The organism is Aeromonas sp. FDAARGOS 1418 (assembly GCF_019048585.1).
Lineage (GTDB): Bacteria > Pseudomonadota > Gammaproteobacteria > Enterobacterales > Aeromonadaceae > Aeromonas > Aeromonas caviae.
Genome location: NZ_CP077387.1, coordinates 327,409 through 346,995 on the forward strand (window position 1 = coordinate 327,409; position 19,587 = coordinate 346,995).

General features: G+C 64.5%; 17 protein-coding genes. 13 read left to right on the forward strand and 4 right to left on the reverse strand.

Annotated features, from left to right (window positions below):
* Positions 1 to 6 precede the first annotated feature (6 nt).
* Positions 7 to 972, reverse strand: a complete 966-nt coding sequence (gene zntB / locus I6L48_RS01650; protein ID WP_174213885.1) for a zinc transporter ZntB — start codon at positions 970 to 972, stop codon at positions 7 to 9.
* A 130-nt stretch (positions 973 to 1,102) separates the two neighbouring features.
* Between zntB and I6L48_RS01655 the strand changes: the two genes are divergently transcribed.
* The 3 genes from I6L48_RS01655 (at position 1,103) to I6L48_RS01665 (ending at position 2,552) form a co-directional block, all read left to right on the forward strand.
* Positions 1,103 to 1,555 carry a YaiI/YqxD family protein gene (locus tag I6L48_RS01655; protein ID WP_039039769.1) on the forward strand — a complete coding sequence of 151 codons (453 nt, stop codon included), beginning with the start codon at positions 1,103 to 1,105 and terminating at the stop codon, positions 1,553 to 1,555.
* Positions 1,556 to 1,676: 121 nt separating this feature from the next.
* Positions 1,677 to 1,946 carry a PepSY domain-containing protein gene (locus I6L48_RS01660; RefSeq protein WP_010672753.1) on the forward strand — a complete coding sequence of 90 codons (270 nt, stop codon included), beginning with the start codon at positions 1,677 to 1,679 and terminating at the stop codon, positions 1,944 to 1,946.
* 48 nt (positions 1,947 to 1,994) lie between these two features.
* On the forward strand, positions 1,995 to 2,552 hold the full coding sequence (locus I6L48_RS01665; protein WP_216987712.1) for a cytochrome b/b6 domain-containing protein: 558 nt from the start codon (positions 1,995 to 1,997) through the stop codon (positions 2,550 to 2,552).
* 106 nt (positions 2,553 to 2,658) lie between these two features.
* On the opposite strand, the gene I6L48_RS01670 is transcribed toward I6L48_RS01665, so the two are convergent.
* On the reverse strand, positions 2,659 to 3,864 hold the full coding sequence (locus tag I6L48_RS01670) for a NupC/NupG family nucleoside CNT transporter (RefSeq protein WP_216987713.1): 1,206 nt from the start codon (positions 3,862 to 3,864) through the stop codon (positions 2,659 to 2,661).
* 525 nt (positions 3,865 to 4,389) lie between these two features.
* Here I6L48_RS01670 and dbpA point away from each other — a divergent pair.
* Both dbpA and I6L48_RS01680 read left to right on the forward strand, forming a co-directional pair.
* Positions 4,390 to 5,769 carry an ATP-dependent RNA helicase DbpA gene (dbpA, locus tag I6L48_RS01675; protein WP_039039771.1) on the forward strand — a complete coding sequence of 460 codons (1,380 nt, stop codon included), beginning with the start codon at positions 4,390 to 4,392 and terminating at the stop codon, positions 5,767 to 5,769.
* A gap of 85 nt (positions 5,770 to 5,854) precedes the next feature.
* Positions 5,855 to 6,145, forward strand: a complete 291-nt coding sequence (locus I6L48_RS01680) for a YkgJ family cysteine cluster protein (protein WP_039039772.1) — start codon at positions 5,855 to 5,857, stop codon at positions 6,143 to 6,145.
* A 39-nt stretch (positions 6,146 to 6,184) separates the two neighbouring features.
* Here I6L48_RS01680 and I6L48_RS01685 read toward each other — a convergent pair whose 3' ends face one another.
* Positions 6,185 to 6,577: a hypothetical protein gene (locus tag I6L48_RS01685; protein WP_113069059.1), complete on the reverse strand. Its 393-nt coding sequence runs from the start codon at positions 6,575 to 6,577 to the stop codon at positions 6,185 to 6,187.
* A 255-nt stretch (positions 6,578 to 6,832) separates the two neighbouring features.
* Here I6L48_RS01685 and I6L48_RS01690 point away from each other — a divergent pair, with 255 nt between their 5' ends.
* Positions 6,833 to 8,227 carry a PepSY domain-containing protein gene (locus I6L48_RS01690; protein ID WP_201984869.1) on the forward strand — a complete coding sequence of 465 codons (1,395 nt, stop codon included), beginning with the start codon at positions 6,833 to 6,835 and terminating at the stop codon, positions 8,225 to 8,227.
* A gap of 203 nt (positions 8,228 to 8,430) precedes the next feature.
* Here the strand turns inward: I6L48_RS01690 and I6L48_RS01695 are convergent, their stop codons facing one another.
* Positions 8,431 to 9,336: a 1,4-dihydroxy-2-naphthoate polyprenyltransferase gene (locus tag I6L48_RS01695; protein WP_029313608.1), complete on the reverse strand. Its 906-nt coding sequence runs from the start codon at positions 9,334 to 9,336 to the stop codon at positions 8,431 to 8,433.
* Positions 9,337 to 9,546: 210 nt separating this feature from the next.
* Here I6L48_RS01695 and I6L48_RS01700 point away from each other — a divergent pair, with 210 nt between their 5' ends.
* From I6L48_RS01700 to I6L48_RS01730, 7 genes are all read left to right on the forward strand, one after another.
* Positions 9,547 to 10,878, forward strand: coding sequence for an isochorismate synthase MenF (locus I6L48_RS01700; RefSeq protein WP_041212280.1), 1,332 nt, complete (start codon positions 9,547 to 9,549; stop codon positions 10,876 to 10,878).
* A gap of 33 nt (positions 10,879 to 10,911) precedes the next feature.
* A complete protein-coding gene (gene menD, locus I6L48_RS01705; RefSeq protein ID WP_201920839.1) occupies positions 10,912 to 12,657 on the forward strand; it encodes a 2-succinyl-5-enolpyruvyl-6-hydroxy-3-cyclohexene-1-carboxylic-acid synthase in 1,746 nt (581 codons plus the stop codon).
* Complete coding sequence (gene menH / locus I6L48_RS01710; protein WP_201920836.1) at positions 12,647 to 13,411, forward strand: 2-succinyl-6-hydroxy-2,4-cyclohexadiene-1-carboxylate synthase; 765 nt, start codon at positions 12,647 to 12,649, stop codon at positions 13,409 to 13,411. Before menD ends, menH begins: the two co-directional genes overlap by 11 nt.
* 4 nt (positions 13,412 to 13,415) lie before the next feature.
* Positions 13,416 to 14,264: a 1,4-dihydroxy-2-naphthoyl-CoA synthase gene (gene menB, locus I6L48_RS01715; RefSeq protein WP_010672740.1), complete on the forward strand. Its 849-nt coding sequence runs from the start codon at positions 13,416 to 13,418 to the stop codon at positions 14,262 to 14,264.
* Complete coding sequence (menC, locus tag I6L48_RS01720; protein WP_201920833.1) at positions 14,264 to 15,193, forward strand: o-succinylbenzoate synthase; 930 nt, start codon at positions 14,264 to 14,266, stop codon at positions 15,191 to 15,193. Before menB ends, menC begins: the two co-directional genes overlap by 1 nt.
* Positions 15,194 to 15,196: 3 nt before the next feature.
* Positions 15,197 to 16,597: an o-succinylbenzoate--CoA ligase gene (gene menE, locus I6L48_RS01725; RefSeq protein ID WP_201920829.1), complete on the forward strand. Its 1,401-nt coding sequence runs from the start codon at positions 15,197 to 15,199 to the stop codon at positions 16,595 to 16,597.
* 176 nt (positions 16,598 to 16,773) lie between these two features.
* On the forward strand, positions 16,774 to 19,521 hold the full coding sequence (locus I6L48_RS01730; RefSeq protein ID WP_216987714.1) for a collagenase: 2,748 nt from the start codon (positions 16,774 to 16,776) through the stop codon (positions 19,519 to 19,521).
* Positions 19,522 to 19,587 lie beyond the last annotated feature (66 nt).

Here is a 19,587-nt window from a genome sequence, read left to right on the forward strand (position 1 = left end):
CACTCCTTACCACCAGCGCCTGTGCTTGAGCCAGACCGCCAGTCCGGTCGCCAGCACCAGCAGGAAGCCACAGAACACCCAGAAGGCGGTCGGACTCTCGGCCCCGGGGATCCCCCCCAGGTTGATGCCGAACAGGCCGGTCAGGAAGCTGGCGGGCAGGAACAGCAGCGCCATCACCGACATCTGGTAGGCGCGGCGGTTGGTCGCCTCCGCCATCAGGTTGTTGATCTCGTCCGCCAGCACGGCGGTGCGCGCCACCCCGGCATCCAGATCGTCGAGCCAGCGCCGCAAGCGGTCGGCGATGTCGAGCAGGCGTCGCCTGTCATCTTCGTCCAGCCAGCTGATCTTCTCGTTGGCCAGGCGCGCCACCAGATCCCGCTGGGGGGAGAGGTAGCGACGGATCATGATGAGCTGCTTGCGGATGCGCGCAAGCCGACCGTTGGCGGGCAGGTCGCGCATCAGCACCATCTCCTCCAGATCCAGGATCTGGTCATGCAGCTCCTCGACGAACTCCCCGGCCCGGTCGGTCAGGGCGTCGCATATCTCCACCAGCCAGTCGGCGGGTGTGTCGGCACCGCCCCCCAGCGACAGCTGCTCGAACACATCTTTCTCGGAGAGCAGCGGACGACGTCGGCTGCTGATGATGAGATCCGGCGTGATGAAGATCCGCAGGGCAACCATCTCTTCAGGCCTGTGATCCTTGTTGTGGTTGATGCCGCGCAGGATCAGCAGCACCGTCTCTCCCATCCGCACCAGCTTGGGACGATTGCTCTGGCCGAGCAGGGCCTCACGGGCCGCCTCCCCCAGCAGCGGCGTCTGCAGCAGCCAGCGCGCCGACTCCGGGTTGCCGTAGTCCAGATGCAGCCAGCCGGGCTGGGCACAGGGGATCTCGCTACCTTCGGCCAGCGGGGTCATGCCCCCCTTGCCGTCCAGGGTCAGGCCATAAATCACGTCACCGGGCACCCGATCCATCTCGTCTCCTTCTCGTTTCATGTGCAGGCCCCAGCTTACACCAAAGGCGGGGACGACTCAGCCCCGGGCAGCCGCCCCGCGCCAGCCATGCTAAGATGCGCCACCCGTTCCAGACACAGGAAGCCATGCCATGCCCATCTGGGTTGATGCCGATGCCTGCCCCATCCCGGTCAAGGAGATCCTCTACCGCGCCGCCCACCGCGCCCAGGTGGTGACCACGCTAGTGGCCAACCAGGGGCTCAGAGTCCCCCCCTCCCCCTTCATCAAGACCCAGCAGGTGGAGAAGGGCTTCGATGTGGCAGATCATGTCATCGCCCAGCAGGTCAAGCCAGGCGACCTGGTGATCACCGGCGACATTCCCCTCGCCTCCTGGGTCATCGACGCCGGGGGCGAGGCGCTCAATCCCCGGGGCGAGATCTACACCCGGGAGACCATCCAGGCACGGCTCGGGATGCGCAACTTCATGGAGGAGCTGCGCTCTGCCGGCGTCCAGACCGGTGGCCCTGCGCCCTTCAACGCCGCCGACAAGCAGCGCTTCGCCAATGCGCTGGACAAGTGGCTGGTCAGGGGCAAGCTGAGCTGATCACCCTCTCCCCGGCCCACCGCCGGGGAGAGCCATTCAGTTCCCTTTTCCCTTAATTCTTCCTTAATGCGCCTTGATTAGCCTTGCGACTGTTGACCCAACCAGCCGCAAGGAGCAAGCAATGAAACTGACCCCCCTGTTGTTACTGATCCCCCTGTTGAGCGGCGCAGCCCTGGCCGACCCCCAATGCACCCAGGCCGATAAGAGCAAGTGGATGAGCGAAGCCGACGCCCAGCAGCAGATCAAGGCGATGGGCTACGACATCAAGAAGTTCAAGGCCACCAAGACCGGCTGCTACGAGATCTACGGCTGGGACAAGGAGAAGCGCAAGGTCGAGATCTACTTCGACCCGACCGACCTGAAAAAGGTGAAAGAAGAGATCGACGAGTAACGCCGCCCCGGGCCGGTCTTCCCCCGGCCCCCACCATGGAGCCTTGCCATGACACCTGCCTCTGAAGTGAAAGTCTGGGATCCCCTCATCCGGGTGTTTCACTGGGCGACCGTCACCCTCTGCCTGCTCAACTTCTTCGTGCTGGAAGAGGGTAGCAAACCCCACAGATATGCTGGCTACGCGGTGGGCATCCTGCTCATCATCCGCCTGCTGTGGGGACTGGTCGGCCCCTATTACGCCCGCTTCGGCCAGTGGTGGCCAACCCCTGCCCGGATCCGCTACTACCTGCGTCAGCTCGCCCAGGGGCGCCACCCCTACTACCTCGGCCACAATCCGGTCGGCTCCCTGATGATCTGGTTGCTGCTGCTGTCCCTGGTCGGGACCGTCGTCACCGGCTGGCTCACCACCTGGGATGCCTTCTGGGGCGAGGAGTGGCTGGAGGAGCTGCACGGCATCATCGCCAACACCCTGATGGCCGCCGTTGGCATCCATGCGGCCGTGGTACTCCTGACCGATCGCCTCACCCGCAGCGATTTGGTCCGCGCCATGGTGCTGGGCAAAAAGCGGGTCCCCGCCAACATCAAGGTGGAAGACCCCCGCGCTTGATGGCCGGGCTGCCAACCAGTCCCCTCCTCTGTTCACCCGCTCATCTGCCCAAAAAAAGACCCCCTGCCAAGGCAGGGGGTCGTCATGAGCAGCGCGGGGGGAGGACCTAGATCATCACACCGGCGATAACGGCGGAGAGCAGGCTCACCAGGGTGGAGCCATAGACCAGCTTCAAACCGAAGCGGGAGACCATGTTGCCCTTCTCTTCGTTCAGCGCCTTCACCGCACCGGCGATGATGCCGATGGAGCTGAAGTTGGCGAACGACACCATGAAGATGGAGAGGATGCCGATGGTGCGCGGAGAGAGCTGGGCTGCGATCTTGCCCAGATCCATCATGGCCACGAACTCGTTGGTCACCAGCTTGGTCGCCATGATGGAGCCGGCTTGCAGCGCTTCACCACTCGGGATGCCCAGGATCCAGGCGATCGGGTAGAAGAGGTAGCCCATGACGAACTGGAAGTTGACGCCGAATGCCATCTCGAACAAGTAGTTGATGAGAGCAATCAGGGCGATGAAGCCGACCAGCATGGCGCCCACGATGACCGCCACGGTGAAACCGGCCATGATGTACTCGCCCAGCATCTCGAAGAAGTTCTCTTTCTTCGGGCTGTGGTGCTCGTCACCTTCGGCCAGCGCCTTGGCGTCGGTCACGGTATTGTCGGGCTCGTAGGGGTTGATCAGCGACAGCACGATGAAGGTGCTGAACATGTTGAGCACCAGCGCGGCCACCACGTAGCGCGGCTCGATCAGCTGCATGTAGGCACCGACGATGGACATGGAGACGGTGGACATGGCCGTCGCGGCCAGGGTGTACATCTGCTTCTCGTTCAGGTGCGGCAGTATGTTCTTGAGGGCGATGAAGTTCTCGGACTGGCCGACGATCATGGAGCTGATGGCGTTGAAGGACTCCAGCTTGCCCATGCCGTTGATCTTGGCCAGCACGGTACCGATGCCGCGGATCACCAGCGGCAGCAGACGGATGTACTGCAGGATACCGATCAGCACGGAGATGAAGACGATGGGCATCAGTACCATCAGGAAGAAGGAGAAGGCCCCTTCATTGACCAGGCCGCCGAACACGAAGTCGGTACCCTGTTTGGCAAACTCCATCAACTTGGTGAAGCCGGCCGCGAAGCCGCCCACCACCGCCAGACCCACTTCGGAGTTGAGCATGAACCAGGCGAGCGCCAGCTCGACCACCAGCAGCTGGCCGATGTAACGCAGCTTGATCTGTTTCCAGTTGCGGCGGTTTGCCAGCAACGCCAATGCCAGGACCATCACGAGTCCGAGCACGAAATGAACGTATTCCATACCAGTAGCACCCATTGAATTGTTATTTTTGACCGGCGCCATCATAAAGAACTGCATATTTAAAAATCAGAGAATCATCACAATCCGCGGTAAAAATATGCATGCGAAATAATACAAACGTTTTTAAATTAATTGCCAAGGCACATAATTATTAATCGTCACTTGGAAAGTTTAAAAATAAATCAAAAACAATAAGTTATGCCAATTTGTTAATTTTATTCCTCATTCATATATATTTCATAACGGCCATATCCCATATGGCATCCTCCGATGACTCATCATCACCAAGACATGTTTAATTAAAAACGTTTTCTCGCCATTCATCATGATCTGGCCATGACCACCCTGTTCCATTGTGCTCTTTTTACATACCGCAAGCCCGCCAACGCAGACAGAAGCCTACATCGGCAACCCATGACACCAACCGTTCAAATATTCACCGCATCCGGTGGCACATTCTGGTATGATGCGCCCCCTTGCGCACCGCGCACCCCCATTTCTGGTTTTCCGACATAGAGTCCTTTTGTGAACAACAGCGAATTTAGCAGCCTGAACCTCTCCTCCGCCCTGCAGGACAACCTCGCCAGCCTGGGCTATCTGCAGATGACCCCGATCCAGGCCCAGAGCCTGCCCCTGGTGCTCGACGGCAAAGATTTGATCGCCAAGGCGAAAACCGGCAGCGGCAAGACCGCGGCCTTCGGCCTGGGTCTGCTGGCCAAGCTGGACGTCAACCGGCTGGCCGTGCAGGCGCTGGTGCTCTGTCCGACCCGCGAGCTGGCGGATCAGGTGGCCACCGAGATCCGCCGTCTCGCCCGCACCCTGCCCAACGTCAAGCTGGTGACCCTGTGCGGCGGCACCCCGACCGCACCGCAATCCGCCACCCTGGGCTTTGGCGCCCACATCGCCGTCGGCACCCCGGGCCGGATCCTCAAGCACCTGGAGCAGGGCACCCTTGAGCTCGACGACCTCAAGACGCTGGTGCTGGACGAAGCGGATCGCATGCTGGACATGGGCTTTGGCGAAGACATCAACCGCGTCATCAGCCACGCCCCGCGGGATCGCCAGACCCTGCTCTTCTCCGCCACCTATCCGGAAGGGATCGCCCAGATGAGCCGCGGCGTGCAACGCAACCCGGTGGAGGTGAGCGTGGAGTCCCTGCACGAAGAGAGCGCCATCGAACAGAAGTTGTATGAAGTGCCGGCCGGCCAGCGCCTCGATGCCCTCACCTGGCTGCTCAGCCACTACCAACCGGGCTCCTGCGTGGTGTTCTGCAACACCAAGCGCGCCTGCAACGACGTGGCCGATCACCTGGCCGCCAAGGGCTTCTCGGCGCTGGCGCTGAACGGTGACCTGGAACAGCGTGAGCGGGATCAGGTGCTGGTGCGCTTCGCCAACGGCAGCGCCACCATACTGGTCGCCACCGACGTGGCGGCCCGCGGCCTCGATATCAAGGAGCTGGGGGCCGTCATCAACTACGAGCTGACCTACGACCCCGAGGTGCATGTGCACCGCATCGGCCGTACCGGCCGCGCCGGCCAGCAGGGCCTGGCCCTGAGCCTCTACCAGCCGAACGAGGCCCAGCGCGTCAACTTCATCGAGGAGTACCAGCAGGCCCCCATTCCCCAGGGCGACCTGGCCGGGATCGGCCGCGACATCAAGCCGATCGCGCCGCAGATGGTGACCCTCTCCATCGATGCGGGCCGCAAGAGCAAGGTGCGTGCCGGTGACATCCTCGGCGCCCTGACCGGCGAAGGCGGCATTGCCGGGGCCGATGTGGGCAAGATCCAGATTTCCGAGCAGTACTCCTACGTGGCGGTGAAGCGCCAGGTGGCGAGCGCCGCCCTCAAGCGGTTGCAGGAAGGCAAGATCAAGGGGCGCAGCTACCGTGCCCGCAAACTGGGCTAAGGTATTTCACACGCCCGGCCAGACCACAGGCGCCTGACAGGCGCCTGTTTCATATCATTCGCCGCCATGCGGCAAGACAGGTGACATGACCCAAGCAATCCAGAGCGATGTGAGCTGCCAGAACTGCGAAGCCTGCTGCTGCCGCCTCGAGGTGATGCTCTTCACCGACACCGGCGTGCCGGACCGCTATATCGAGGAACGGGAAGGAGAAGTGCCCGTGATGCACAGACTGGAAGATGGTTGGTGCGCCGCCCTCGACCGCAACACCATGATGTGTCGCATCTACGAGGTGCGGCCGCTTATCTGCCGTGAATTCGAGATGGGGGAGCCCGACTGCCTCGACGAGCGGGACAAGTGGTTCATCAGGCTGGAATGAACGGGAAGTTCAACCCGTGCTGACGTGGTTCTCCTTGCCTTACAGCCCCTCGAGGCGCTGTGTCAGCCAGTGGATGGCCTGCGCTTCCTCCTCGAAATAGCGCACCTCCTGAAAGGGAAGCTCGCTGAAGACGTGATCCGCCAGATAACGTTTGAAATCCCCGATCATGACCACCGCCAGAAAGGCGCAGCCATGAGTGGCGCACCAGTTGAACTGGCGACGAAAACGGGCCAGCACCTCGGGGCCGGCGGCCTCGAACTCGGTCGCGACCTCGACGATGCCCCAGGGGGCTCCCTGCAAACGGCTTATCTGCTGGCTGAACTTGCCCTCATAGGCCATGGCGCCTGCCAGGTTGAAAGGGCCGCTCGGCCGACAGATCAGCAGTTGCCCTTGTCGCTGCATCTCAAAATGGCCGTGTGCTTGCACGTTCACCTCCTGCCTTGAGTCCTTCGCTGCGGCTGATATGCCCTGTGTTGCCACAAAGTAAGAATTTATCCCCGAAAAGTCCATGAAGCTCCCCGCATTGTGAACGGAGAGCTCCATTCAACCCCCGTTTTTACCCCGATGGTGGAATGTACATTTCTTCGACATGTTCTGTTGCAGTTAACAAAACGTTGCTGCTATTATCCGCGCCACTCAAAACATTCCACCTACTGAAACCTTTTGGCGTTCACCCAGGGATCAACGATGAAGCAACAAGACGCAAGTTATTACCAACGGATCTGGCGCTGGCATTTCTATGCCGGTCTCTTCGTCGCCCCCTTCCTGATCCTGCTCTCCCTCACCGGCATCGTCTATCTGTTCAAACCGCAGCTGGACAACCTGCTCTACCCCCAGCTGATGAAGGTGACGCCCGCCACCCAGACCCTGAGTGCCGACCAGCTGCTGGCCAAGGCAACCATCGCCATGCCGGACGCCAGCCTGCGCAAATACCTGCCCCCGGTGGCAGCAGACGCGAGCGCCCAGATAGTCGTGATGCGTGAAGGGCAGGAGCTGACCCTCTTCATGGATCCCGCGAACGGCGCCCTGCTCGGTACCATGGACAACAAGTGGAACCTGCAGGCGGTGGCGCGCGCTCTCCATGCGGAGCTGATGCTTGGCACCACGGGAGATCGCCTGATCGAGCTGGCCGCAGGCTGGGGAATCGTGCTCCTCGTCAGCGGACTCTATCTCTGGTGGCCCCGCAAGGGACCGGGTGTGGGGGGCATCCTCTGGCCGAGAATGCACCAGCGCGGCCGTCTCTGGTGGCGTGATCTGCACGCCGTGGTCGGCTTCTGGGGCGCGGGTTTCCTGCTGCTGCTGCTGCTGACGGGCATGACCTGGACCGGTTTCTGGGGCGGCCAGTTCGCCGATGTCTGGAACCGCTTCCCTGCGGCCATGTGGAACGAGGTGCCCAAGTCGGCCCCCCTCACCCGCAGCCTCAACCAGGCTCACGAACAGACCGTCTCCTGGGGGGCCGAGACCCTGCCCATGCCGAGCTCCCAACCCACGGCAGAGAGCCATGATCACAGCGCCATGACCCATGGCGGCGGACACGAGGGCATGGTCATGGCCAGCCATCGCATTCCGCTGCAACAGGTGGTCGACATCGCCAGCGAGCGTGGGGTCAGCCCGGGTTACAGCATCACCCCCCCGGTCGGTGAAACCGGCGTCTATACCATCGCCATCTTTGCCGATGATCCCCGCAACGACGCCACCCTGCACATCGACCAATACAGCGGCAAGGTGCTGGTCGACGTGCGCTGGCAGGATTACGGCCCGGTCGCCAAGACGGTGGAAACCGGCGTCATGCTGCACATGGGCAAGCTCTACGGCTGGCCGCACCAGCTCGTCATGCTGCTCATCTGCCTGATGATTCTGGCAAGCTCGGTGAGCGGGCTCTGGGTCTGGTGGAGCCGCCGTCCCAGTGGTCGCCTCGCCGCCCCGCCCCTGCCCGCCAAGCTGCCTCCCATGGGCGGTGCCATCGCGGTGCTGGTCGTACTCGGGATCTGCTTCCCGCTGGTGGGGGCCTCCATGGTTGCCATCTGGCTGCTGGACAGTCTCTTCTTCTCTCGCCGCACGGCCGTGGCCCAGGCAAGTTGACCCAGGGGCAAGCCCGCCTCATGCACACGAGGGCTCCCTGTCGGGGGCCCTCGTCGTCTGCATCACCTGGCATCATCCTTCGCCTGGCGGCATGCTCCTCCCCTGGCGCTCATCACATCGGTCTGATGAAACAACAACGCGTCGACACATCAACAAAAAGGGCTCCCGTTCGGGAGCCCTTTTTGTTGCCAAACGCGTCGGCCTCAGGTGAGCGCCAGCCCGGCGGAGAGCAGCAGGCTGAACAGAAATGCGCTGATGGCGGTCTTCTTGAGGGCGCCGGTCAGCACCTCGCCATCGAAACTCTCTCGCAGGGTGCGGGCGGCATCGGTGAGGGGCTTCATGGCGGGCAGGAAGATCCAGGGCCAGAGGCTCGCAGGCTGGGTCAGCAGGAAGGCGATGGTCGCCAGCAGCGCCGCCCCCAGCAAGACCCAGTGATAGGCGATGGCACGGTTGCGGCCAAGGCGCACCGCCAGGGTGATCTTGCCGCTGGCGGCATCGGTCTCGATGTCCCGCACGTTGTTGATGTTGAGCACGGCAGTCGCCAGCAGGCCGCAGGCGGTGGCGGGCAGCAACAGGTCCCACTCCAGGCTATGGGTGAAGAGGTAGTAGGAGCCGAGCACCCCCAGCAGGCCGAAGAACAGGAACACCGAGATGTCCCCGAAGCCGCGATAGCCGTAGGGGCTCTTGCCCACCGTGTAGGTGATGGCCGCGACGATGGCCGCTCCCCCCAGCAGGATGAACGTCAGGATCTGCTGCCACGCCTCCCCGAAGGCGCAGACCAGCAGGGAGAGGCCGCTCACCACGGCCGCCAGAGCGGTCAGCCCCATGGCCACACACATCTGGTGCCGGGTGATGAGGCCGGAAACCACGGCGCGCTGGGGACCGATCCGCTCCCCGTTGTCGGCACCGGAGACCGCATCGCCATAGTCGTTGGCCAGATTGGAGAGAATTTGCAGCAGGATGGCGGTCAGCAGGGAGAGCCCCATGATGGTGCCGTCGAACGCTCCCCGGCTGGCTGCCAGCCCCGAGCCCAGCAAGATGGAGGAGCACGCCAGGGGCAGTGTTCGCAAACGCGCCGCCAGCAACCAAACAGAGAAGGTATTTGTCATATTGTGATGGCCAAACAATCAGATATTGATCGTGTTAAGGGTTATCGAACCGGATTTAGGTATACTTGGCTGCGCGGGGGCGTCGGCTCCCCCGGGCAATTTACATGGACGAATGGGCAGATAATATATAGGAAATCGTCGCCCTTTGGCATCAACCTGCGCCATCCTCCCCCGGAGCGATCGCGATTATCCGGCTCAGACTAGACATCCATGTTGGCTCAGACCCACCTCAAGCAACAACTGGACGCCCTGCGTCACAGCACTGTCAGCGGTTTCGTGCGACTGCGCGTGGCCGCTCACGTCGACGTCTTTCCCGGCTGGTTGGCGGCCCAGACGCTCTACCCCCGCATCTATTGGCGCGCCAGAGGGCAACAGAGCCCCGAGTACGTGGCGCTTGGCGCCATCCACGAACTGACCCGGCCGGAGGATATCCAGCGGGTCTGCGACCTTGCCGGTACGGCCAGTGAAGACAGCCCTCGCTACTACGGCGGTCTGGCGTTCGACCCGGATCTGCCCGGCTGGCAGGGTTTTGGCCCCTGCCGCTTCGTGCTGCCCCGTATCGAGCTGGTACGCCGGGGGGAGTGCACCAGCCTCTGCCTCAATCTCTGGCTGCCAGCCCGGGAAGAGGGTCACGCATTCGAAGCCGAACTCTGCGCCGCCGAGGCGGCGCTCGATGCCCTGCAACCCGAAGCCCCCCTGCCCGCCCTGCAAAAGCGGCCATGGCAGCGCCAGGACCTGCCGGGCCCTGCCCAATGGCGGACCCTGGTGGAGCAGGTCACGGCCCCCGACTTCCAGGCCCGCACCCCCAAGGTGGTGCTGTCCCGGGAGAGCCTGCTCCAGAGCGAGGCGCACGATGCACCCCTCTGCCCCTGGTCCCTGCTGACACAGTGGGCCCGCCACGCCCAGGAGTGCTTCCACTTCGGCTTTCAGTTCTCCCCCGAGCAGAGCTTCATCTCCTGCTCCCCCGAGCGCCTCTACCGCCGGGAGAAGGGCCACCTCTTTACCGAGGCGCTGGCAGGCACCATTCGCCGTTCCGGGGATGAGGCGACCGACGCGGCCCTGGCCGCCGAGCTGCTGGCCGACAGCAAGAACCGGCTGGAGAACCGGCTGGTTCATGCCGACATTCTCAGCCGCCTGGCCCCCCTCACGACCGATGCCACCCTGACCGAGCCGCGCATTCTGAAATTGCGGCTGCTGCAACACCTCAAGTGCGACATTGAGGCCGAGCTCAAACCCGGCGTCTGCGACTGGCAACTGCTGGCTGCCCTGCACCCCACTCCCGCCGTGGGGGGCGCCCCCCGCGAGGCGGCGCTAGCTTTCATCCGTGAATGCGAGCCCCATGATCGCGGCTGGTATGCCGGTGCCTGCGGCATGCTGAGCCGGGAGACCTCGGAGTTCTCCGTCGCCATTCGCAGCGCCCGGATCAGGGGCCCGCGCATCAGCCTGTTCGCCGGTGCCGGCATAGTGGCGGGATCGGAGCCCGCCGCCGAATGGGCCGAACTCGACAACAAGATCGCCAACGTGCTCTCCCTGCTGGGATAGCGTTTCTCACCGACTCCTCACTGCGAGAGCTTCATGTCCGCCAGCCACGTGTCCGCGCATCACGCCTTTGCCAGCCATCACGCCACCTTCAACCATGTCTGGTCCTCCCTCTTGCTGGAAGAGCTCTTTCGCCTCGGCGTACGTGACATCGCCCTGGCCTCCGGCTCCCGCTCGGCGCCGCTCACCATGGCCGCCGCAGCCCACCCGGGCTTTCGCCGCCATCTGCACTTCGACGAGCGGGGTCTGGGCTTCATGGCGCTGGGGCTGGCCAAGGGGAGCGGCCGCCCGGTGGCGGTGATCATGACCTCGGGCACTGCGGTGGCCAACCTCTGGCCCGCGGTGGCGGAAGCCCAGCTCACCGGGGTCCCGCTCATCATTCTCTCTGCCGACAGGCCACCCGAGCTCATCGACAACGGGGCCAACCAGGCCATCGATCAGCCGGGGATCTTCGGTCGCTACCCCGTCTACCAGCAAAATCTGCCGAGCCCCACGCCCGCCATTCCGGCGGCCTTCGTGCTGAGCTCGGTGGATCAGGCCCTGGCCCGACAGGCGCACACCCCGGGGCCGGTGCACTTCAACTGCATGTACCCCGAGCCCCTCTACCCCGGCGACCACTATCTGGACTTTTCCGATTACCTGGCGCCCCTCGGCGACTGGTTGCACTCGGCCAAGCCCTGGAGCCCCTGGCTGGCTGGCGAGCCAGGCTGCCCCGCCCAGCCGGACTGGGAGGAGCTGAAGGGCAAGCGCGGTGTCATCGTCGCCGGACGCATCCAGGATCCGGGGCAAGGCAAGGCGGTGGCCGAGCTGGCCGACCGCCTCGGCTGGCCCCTGCTGGCGGATCTGCAAAGCCAGATCCGCTTCGATGATCGCAACCTCGTCCACACGGATCTCGCCCTGCAACACAGCGACTTCGTGGCCGAGCTGGCCCGCGCCGAGGTACTGCTGCAATTCGGCGCCCGCCTCATCTCCAAGCGCCTCAGCCAGTTCATCAAACAACACCCCTGGCAGGATTACTGGCTGGTGGACCCGCAGCCGGCACGCCTCGACCCCGACTACCGGCTGCGCCGTCGCCTGGTGTGCGATCCCGCCGCCTTTGCGGCCGCCCATCCAATCCCCCATTCGCAGCAGCCCTGGCACCAGTTGGCCGCGCGCCAGCAGGCCATCAGCCAGCAGATCCGCACCGCCTGTGATCGCTTCTCGGAGCTCGGGGTGTGCCACCGCCTGAATCAGCTCATCCAGGGTCAGTTGTTCGTCGGCAACAGCATGCCGGCCCGGCTGATGGACATGCTGGGCGAGGTGGGCAAGGGCCCCAGCCGGGTGATGACCAACCGCGGCGCCTCCGGCATCGATGGCCTTATCGCCACCGCATACGGCTTCGCACAGTCGGTCCCGCCTGACAGTCGCGAGCCCACCACCCTGCTGCTCGGGGATCTCAGCGCCCTGCACGATCTCAACAGCCTGGCGCTGCTCGGCAAGGGGAGCCGCCCCCTGGCGGTGATCCTGCTCAACAACGACGGCGGCAGCATCTTCCGCATGCTGCCTGTACCCACCCAGGACGCCCTGCTGGAGACCTACTACTGCCTGCCCCACGGCCTGCACTTCGAGCACGCCGCCGCCATGTTCGGCCTGCACTACCGGGCCCCCACCACCCTCGACGCATTTGAGCGGGACTATGCCGCAGCCCTGAAAAACGGGGTAACCCTGATTGAAATCAAGGTACCGAGCAGTGAAGTCGCCGAGGATCTCAAGGCACTGGGAGCCGCTATCCGTGGTCTCTGATCCCGCCGTACCACTGGTGCTGCTGCACGGCCTGCTGGGGGACGCCGACGACTGGCGACCTGTCATCCAGGCCCTGCCCGGCATCCCGTGCCATGCCCTGGATCTGCCGGGCCACGGCCGCAACCGGGCACTGCGGGTGAGCGGCTTTGACGAGGCCCATCGCTGGATCTGCGACGAGCTGGCCGCACGGGATATCGCCCACTACCGGCTGGTGGGGTATTCGCTGGGGGGGCGGCTCGCGCTTCATCACGCCAGCCACTCCCCGGCGGGGTTGCAGGCCCTGCTGCTGGAGAACTGCCACCCCGGGCTGCCTGCCGGTGAACGTCCGGCCCGCATCGCTCACGATGAAGCCTGGGCCCGGCGTTTCGAGTGCGAGTCCCTGACCCGGGTGCTTGCCGACTGGTACCGCCAGGGCGTCTTCGCCGACCTGGACGACGATGCCCGCACCCGCCAGGCCGCACGCCGCCTTGGCAACGACGGCAAGGCCGTGGCCGCCATGCTGAGGGCAACGTCCCTGGGGCGGCAGCCGGATCTCGCCCCCTGGCTTCGGGATACCCGGCTGCCGGTGCAGTGGATCTCCGGCAACCGGGATCACAAATTCCATGCCCTCGCTTGCCAGTTGGTAAAGCAAGGCTGCAATATCAAACACTTGGCTCTGGATGGCGGACACAATCTGCACACAAGCCAGCCCGATACCTTTGCCCGGCTCCTGCGGGAGTGGGCTCACCAACCAGAAGAGAAGATCCATGATTGAAGCAATGACGGAAGCCGAGCTCTATGCCCCTGTCGAGTGGCACGACTGCTCCGCCGGTTACGAGGACATCCTCTATCACAAGTCCCCAGAGGGCATTGCCAAGATCACCATCAACCGTCCCCAGGTGCGCAACGCCTTCCGCCCCCGTACCGTGAAAGAGATGCTGCAAGCCCTGGCCGATGCCCGCTACGACGACAAGGTCGGCTCCATCATCCTCACCGGCTTCGGCGAGAAGGCCTTCTGCGCCGGCGGCGACCAGAAGATCCGCGGCGACTACGGTGGCTACAAGGACGATGAAGGCACCCATCACCTCAACGTGCTCGACTTCCAGCGTGACATCCGTACCTGCCCCAAACCCGTGGTGGCCATGGTGGCTGGCTACGCCGTCGGTGGCGGCCACGTGCTGCACATGATGTGCGACCTGACCATCGCCGCCGACAACGCCCAGTTCGGTCAGACCGGCCCCAAGGTGGGCTCCTTCGACGGCGGCTGGGGCGCCTCCTACATGGCCCGCATCGTCGGCCAGAAGAAGGCTCGGGAGATCTGGTTTCTCTGCCGCCTCTACGACGCCAAACAGGCCCTCGACATGGGGCTGGTCAACACCGTCGTGCCCCTGGCCGAGCTGGAGCGTGAAACCGTGCGCTGGTGCCGCGAGATGCTGCAACACAGCCCCATGGCCCTGCGCTGCCTGAAGGCGGCCCTCAACGCCGACTGCGACGGCCAGGCCGGTTTGCAGGAGCTGGCAGGCAATGCCACCATGCTGTTCTACATGACCGAAGAGGGTCAGGAAGGGCGCAACGCATTCAACGAGAAACGCCGTCCCGACTTCTCCAAATACAAGCGGAATCCCTGATGACACTCGCCCTCTACCGCTACCAACTGCCCTTTACCCAGCCCCTGGCCTTTCATGGTCAGTTGCAGGTAGCGCGCGAGGGCCTGCTGGTACGCATCGATGATGGCTGGGGGGAGATAGCCCCCCTGCCAGGATTTTCCAAAGAGACCCTGGCCGACGCCCAGGCCGAGGCCCTCGACTGTCTGGCGCAACTGGCGCGGGGACAGACCCCGACGCCACAGCTGCCCTCGGTGCAGTTCGGGCTCGACTGCGCCCGTCGTAGCTGGCCCGAGCAGGGTGCCCCCCTGCCCGAGCCCTATCCGCTGATCCAGGGCTCCCCCCAGGAGCTGCTCAAGAACTGGAAACAGTGGCTGCACGAGACCCCCCTCAAGGCCAAGCTGAAGGTAGCCCGCTACCCCATGCGCGACGAGCTGGCGCTGATCCGGCTGCTGCTCGATCGGCGCCCCAACCTCAAGCTGGTCCTGGACGCCAACCAGGGCTGGACCCGCGAGGAGGCCTGGGCCTTCTGCGGCCACCTGGATCCGAATCGCATCGAATACCTCGAAGATCTGTGCGCCGACTTCGAGGACATCGCCTTCGTCGCCAGCCGCACCGGCATGCCGGTGGCACTGGACGAATTGCTGGCCCAGGGCAAGCCCTGGAAGCCCATCCCGCAACTGCGCGCCCTGGTGCTCAAGCCGACCCTGCTCGGCGCCCTCGCCAACAGCGAGGCCCTGGTAGCCCGCGCTCGCGAACTGAAACTCAAGGTGATCGTCTCCTCCTGTTTCGAGTCCGGTCTCGGCATCGGCCAGCTCGCCCGCCTCGCAGGGGAGTGGGCGCCGGATCAGGCCCCTGGCCTCGATACCCGCCGCTGGCTGGCCAGGGATCTGCTGGACAAGCAGGGGCAACCCGATCCGGGCAGGATGGACCCCCTGTTTCACCGTGACTGACCCATGGTGACCCGTCAGATCCCACGGCAGGAAACCTGCCCGGTACGACGCTGGGCGACACAGGCCCCTCATCGCATTGCCATCCACAGCGGGGAGCCTCTTAGCTACCAGCGCCTCGACCTGCGCCTCAACAGCCTGTGCAATCAGCTCGCCCGGGCCGGGCTGGAACGGGGGGATCATCTCGCCGCCGTGGTGCGCGGCGCTCTGGAGGATGTGTTGCTGGCCTGGGCCTGCGTGCGCAGCGGCATCGTCTTCTGCCCGCTCAATCCCGCCTTTCCGGCAACCAGACACAGCGAACTGGCGAGCCAGCTCGAGGCCCGGGCATTCTGGTCGGCAGGCGAGATCCCGGCGGGCGACTGGCAAGCCCTCAGCCTCGACTTCACGGGCGAGCTGGCCGCAGATGGGGAGTCCCCGCTGGTACCCGACCAGCCGAACAACATGATCCTCACCTCGGGATCCAGCGGTACCCCCAAGGCGGTGGTCCACCGCCTCGCCAACCACCTCGCCTCCGCCCGGGGTTCCGCCACCCTGATCCCCCTGGACGAAGCCTGCGGCTGGCTGCTCTCCCTGCCACTGTTTCACGTCGGCGGTTACGCCATCCTGTTCCGGGTCTTCCTGGCGGGAGCCGCCCTGGTGCTGGACGATCGCACCCGGCCCCTCAAGGCGCGGCTCGAGGATCAGCCCATCACCCACCTCTCGCTGGTGCCGACCCAGCTCTGGCGCCTGCTGGCACAGGGGTTCGACCCATCCCGCACCCGGGTGCGAGAGCTGCTGCTCGGGGGCGCCGCCATCCCGGCGCCCTTGGTCAACCGGCTGACCGCCCTGGGGCTGGAGCCCAAGGTGAGCTATGGCCTTTCCGAGATGGGCAGCCAGGTCTGCACCGGGCAACCCTGCGCCGCCGGCGTGGTGGGTCGCCCGCTGCCGGGGCGGGAGGTCTGCATCCGCCAGGGGGAGATCTGCGTGCGCGGTGAGACCCTGTTTGCCGGCTATTTCAGGGAAGGCGAGCTGGTGCGCCCCCTCGATGAAGAGGGCTGGTTCCACACCCGGGACAAGGGCCGCCTCACTCCGGGGGGTGATCTGGTGGTGGAGGGGCGGCTCGACAACCTCTTCATCTCGGGAGGGGAGAACATCCAGCCCGAGACCATAGAACAGCGGCTGGTGGATCACCCCGCCGTGGCCCAGGCCCTGGTGGTGCCGGTGCCAAGCGACGAATGGGGGCATAGGCCCGCCGCCTTTATCGACTGGCTCGGGGCCCCCGTTTCTTATGCCGAACTGGCGAACTGGATCAGAGACACACTGCCCGGCTTTATGGTGCCAGATCGCTGGCTGCCCTGGCCGGATCTCGGCGGCAATCTGAAACCCTCCCGCACCCTGCTCGCCCGCAGCTTGCGACAAGAGGAGTGACGCCTCCCCCATATGGGGCGGAGTCCTTGCTATCAATACAGCCCCCTTTGGGGCTGTTTTTATGCTGTTTGCTCCCGAATGCATCATTTCGCTGCGCCATCTGGCCAATTGATATTCCTTTGGAGCCCAATACCCTCTCTGGTCCCCACGCCTCTCCATCCACCAAAGGGATCATGATGAAGCACCTCTCTCCCCGGCTGCTGCTGCTGGCAGCCCCAAGCCTGCTCGCCACTTCGGCGCTGGGCAACTACTCCCCCTCCGACTGGCAAGAGTATCGACTCAACGGTGAATCCAGCCGTCAGCTGGGGGATCGTCTCACCGAAGTGACCTTTGAACTGAGCGCCCACAGCAGCGACGCCCCTTATCAGCAGTTGAGGGTGTATCGCCGCTTCGACTGGCGCGATGCCAACCTGGCCGCGCTGGCAGAGCAGCAGTGCGGCGAGCCGCAACTCAAGATCGAGCAGGGCTGGCAGATCCGCTACCTCAGCTGTGAAGAGGTGGTACCGGCCGGCAAGGCCGTCCCGGCCAGCAGCTATGACTATGGCTACGGCATGAAGCAGGGCCGCTGGGAGCCGCTGGCGGGCACCCCGACCGCGCCGCGTCAGGATCGTCTGCCGCTGGCGGAGCGGGTCATCCTGGGTCACAGCGAGCAGGAGCTGGATCGCTGCGAGCTCAACGCCGAAGGTCGCTGCGCCGAGCAGGCATGGCAGTACCAGCCGCAAAACTGGCAGCAATTGAAGGTGCTGGAAGAGACCCCCAATGAACGGGATGGCCGCCTCGAGCAGATCTTCTTCCGCCTGCAGCCCATCGCGGGCAGCCAGGCCGCCAAGCAGGTGAGCGAGTTGCACGTCTGGCGCCAGTACACCTGGTTGCTGGACGAGATCAAGGCCCAGCAGGAGTGCGATGAACCCCAGACCCGTCAGGAAGGGGACAAGACCATCAGCTACCGGGTGTGCCGTCAGACCCTGCCCGCCGGCAGCGAAGTGCAGGTGATCTTGAAGGACACCGGCTATCAATACCCGGTGGGGGGCAGCGAATGGCAGACCCTGCCGGAAACAACCGATTGGCAGGAGAGCCGGGTGCTCAACCGCCCCATCGTGCTGGCCAGCAAGGAAGAGCAGATCGACTGTCGCCGTGCCGACGGCCGCGCCTGCTCCGAGCCGGATCTGCCGGGCACCGAACTGCTGGACGCCGAAGCAGCCAGGATAGTGCAGGATGCCAGTAGCCAGCCCGCACCGGTCTGGCAGGAGAACTATGGTCACGATGACACCAAGCTGCTGGCCGTGTCCCGCGGCATCCAGAGCCTGCTGGCGGCCAATCAGCCGGCCCATCCGGCCATGAAGCTGCTGCTGGAATACGTGCGCGCCCACAACTACCACAACTACGGCAAGCACAAGGAAGACGGCCCGGCCGCCGCCGAGGCGCTGGCCGAGGCATTGACCGCGTTAGGCGCCCATCCGCTGCTCTTCCCGGAGCAAGCCAGCGACGAAGTAGGCGCCGTCATGGGTGCATGGAGCATCGCCCTGCACGGTCAGTTCAAGAGCCCGGCAGTGCAGAGCCGCTTTGGCACCCTGCTCGGCGAATTCAACCAGATGCTGGCCTACAGCACCCGCCATGCCAGCGAGATCAACGGTCAGCACGCCTGGGCGACCGGCCTGTTCGATCTGCTCAACTTCCTCGACTTCGCCAGCGACTACAGCGATCCCTTCGCCAACGACTTCCGCCAGCAGGATGGCGAGCTGCGCAAGCAACTGCACGCCCTCGGCATGAGCGAGCTCGCGTTGTGGCAAGGAAGGAATGGTGCCGATCTGTTCCTGCTCAACAACGTGCTGGATGCCTACACCCGCCTCTACCGGGTCGCCCGCTATACCCGCCCGGACGAGCTCGACGGCTACCGCAAGCTGCTGGATGACTCCGTCATCGCACAGGTTCGCCACCACGACCTGATCCCCGGTGGCCAGCAGAGTCAGGACCTGCTGGAAGACATGTCACTGACCCTCTCCACCTACTACCTGATCTACACGGACCGCACCAGCGAAGCCTGCATCAGCGGTAACTTCGCCGGGCTCTGCACCCCTGTCCGGGTGGAGGACGTGCTGCCGTTCGAGCACACCTGCTCGCCGACCCTGCGCCTGCGGGCCCAGGATCTGACCATGAGCCAGGCCGAGGGGATCTGCCGTGAACTGGGTGCCGAAGAGCAGCAGTTCCACCAGCAGATGGAGACAGGCTGGCAGCCGGTGGCGGACGATCACAACGAGGCGCTGGAACTGGTGGTCTTCAACTCCTCCGCCGACTGGAAACGCTACGGCAGTGCCCTGTTTGGCGGCGTCTCCACCGACAACGGCGGCATCTACCTCGAAGGGGATCCGGCTCGCCCCGGCAACCAGGCCCGCTTCTTCGCCTACGAGGCGGAGTGGAAGCGCCCTGCGTTCCAGGTGTGGAACCTGCGCCACGAGTACGTGCACTACCTGGACGGCCGCTTCAACCAGTACGGCAGCTTCGGCCACTACCCGCTCAACCGCACCACCTGGTGGTCGGAAGGGCTGGCGGAATTCATCGCCCACGGCCAGTGCTTCGCCCGCGGTCTGGACAACGTCGCCGGCCGCCCGGCCAGCGACCGTCCGGCCCTGGCCGACATCCTGCACCTGGATTACGACAAGGGTGGCGAGATGGTCTACTCCTGGTCCTACACGGTGCACCGCTTCCTCAACGAAACCGGTCGCGGCGCCAGCTGGCTGGCCATGGCCCGGGCCCTGCGAGGCCCGGATCGAGAGCAGGCCATGAGTGCCTTCGAAGCCGAGCTGGACCAGCTGATTGCCAATGACAGCGAGGCCTACCAGCAGTGGCTCGGCCGCGAGCTGCTGCCCTGGTGGGAAGCCAACAAGGACTCCGACGAGTGCAAGGCCAACGACTCTTCCCACTGAGAACGAGACGGCTATGACAAGGGGCGGCCATGGCCGCCCCTTGTTTATGGCGCCGTTTGATAAGCC

What these genes read in the sequence shown, in the direction of transcription:
- I6L48_RS01665 (WP_216987712.1), top strand. Translation starts at nt 1,995, where the DNA reads ATGACACCTGCCTCTGAAGTGAAAGTCTGGGATCCCCTCATCCGGGTG.
- menB (WP_010672740.1), top strand. Translation starts at nt 13,416, where the DNA reads ATGACGGAAGCCGAGCTCTATGCCCCTGTCGAGTGGCACGACTGCTCC.
- menE (WP_201920829.1), top strand. Translation starts at nt 15,197, where the DNA reads ATGGTGACCCGTCAGATCCCACGGCAGGAAACCTGCCCGGTACGACGC.
- I6L48_RS01730 (WP_216987714.1), top strand. Translation starts at nt 16,774, where the DNA reads ATGAAGCACCTCTCTCCCCGGCTGCTGCTGCTGGCAGCCCCAAGCCTG.
- I6L48_RS01680 (WP_039039772.1), top strand. Translation starts at nt 5,855, where the DNA reads ATGACCCAAGCAATCCAGAGCGATGTGAGCTGCCAGAACTGCGAAGCC.
- zntB (WP_174213885.1), bottom strand. Translation starts at nt 972, where the DNA reads ATGGATCGGGTGCCCGGTGACGTGATTTATGGCCTGACCCTGGACGGC.
- I6L48_RS01690 (WP_201984869.1), top strand. Translation starts at nt 6,833, where the DNA reads ATGAAGCAACAAGACGCAAGTTATTACCAACGGATCTGGCGCTGGCAT.
- menD (WP_201920839.1), top strand. Translation starts at nt 10,912, where the DNA reads ATGTCCGCCAGCCACGTGTCCGCGCATCACGCCTTTGCCAGCCATCAC.
- menC (WP_201920833.1), top strand. Translation starts at nt 14,264, where the DNA reads ATGACACTCGCCCTCTACCGCTACCAACTGCCCTTTACCCAGCCCCTG.
- I6L48_RS01700 (WP_041212280.1), top strand. Translation starts at nt 9,547, where the DNA reads ATGTTGGCTCAGACCCACCTCAAGCAACAACTGGACGCCCTGCGTCAC.
- I6L48_RS01655 (WP_039039769.1), top strand. Translation starts at nt 1,103, where the DNA reads ATGCCCATCTGGGTTGATGCCGATGCCTGCCCCATCCCGGTCAAGGAG.
- I6L48_RS01660 (WP_010672753.1), top strand. Translation starts at nt 1,677, where the DNA reads ATGAAACTGACCCCCCTGTTGTTACTGATCCCCCTGTTGAGCGGCGCA.
- I6L48_RS01695 (WP_029313608.1), bottom strand. Translation starts at nt 9,336, where the DNA reads ATGACAAATACCTTCTCTGTTTGGTTGCTGGCGGCGCGTTTGCGAACA.
- I6L48_RS01670 (WP_216987713.1), bottom strand. Translation starts at nt 3,864, where the DNA reads ATGGAATACGTTCATTTCGTGCTCGGACTCGTGATGGTCCTGGCATTG.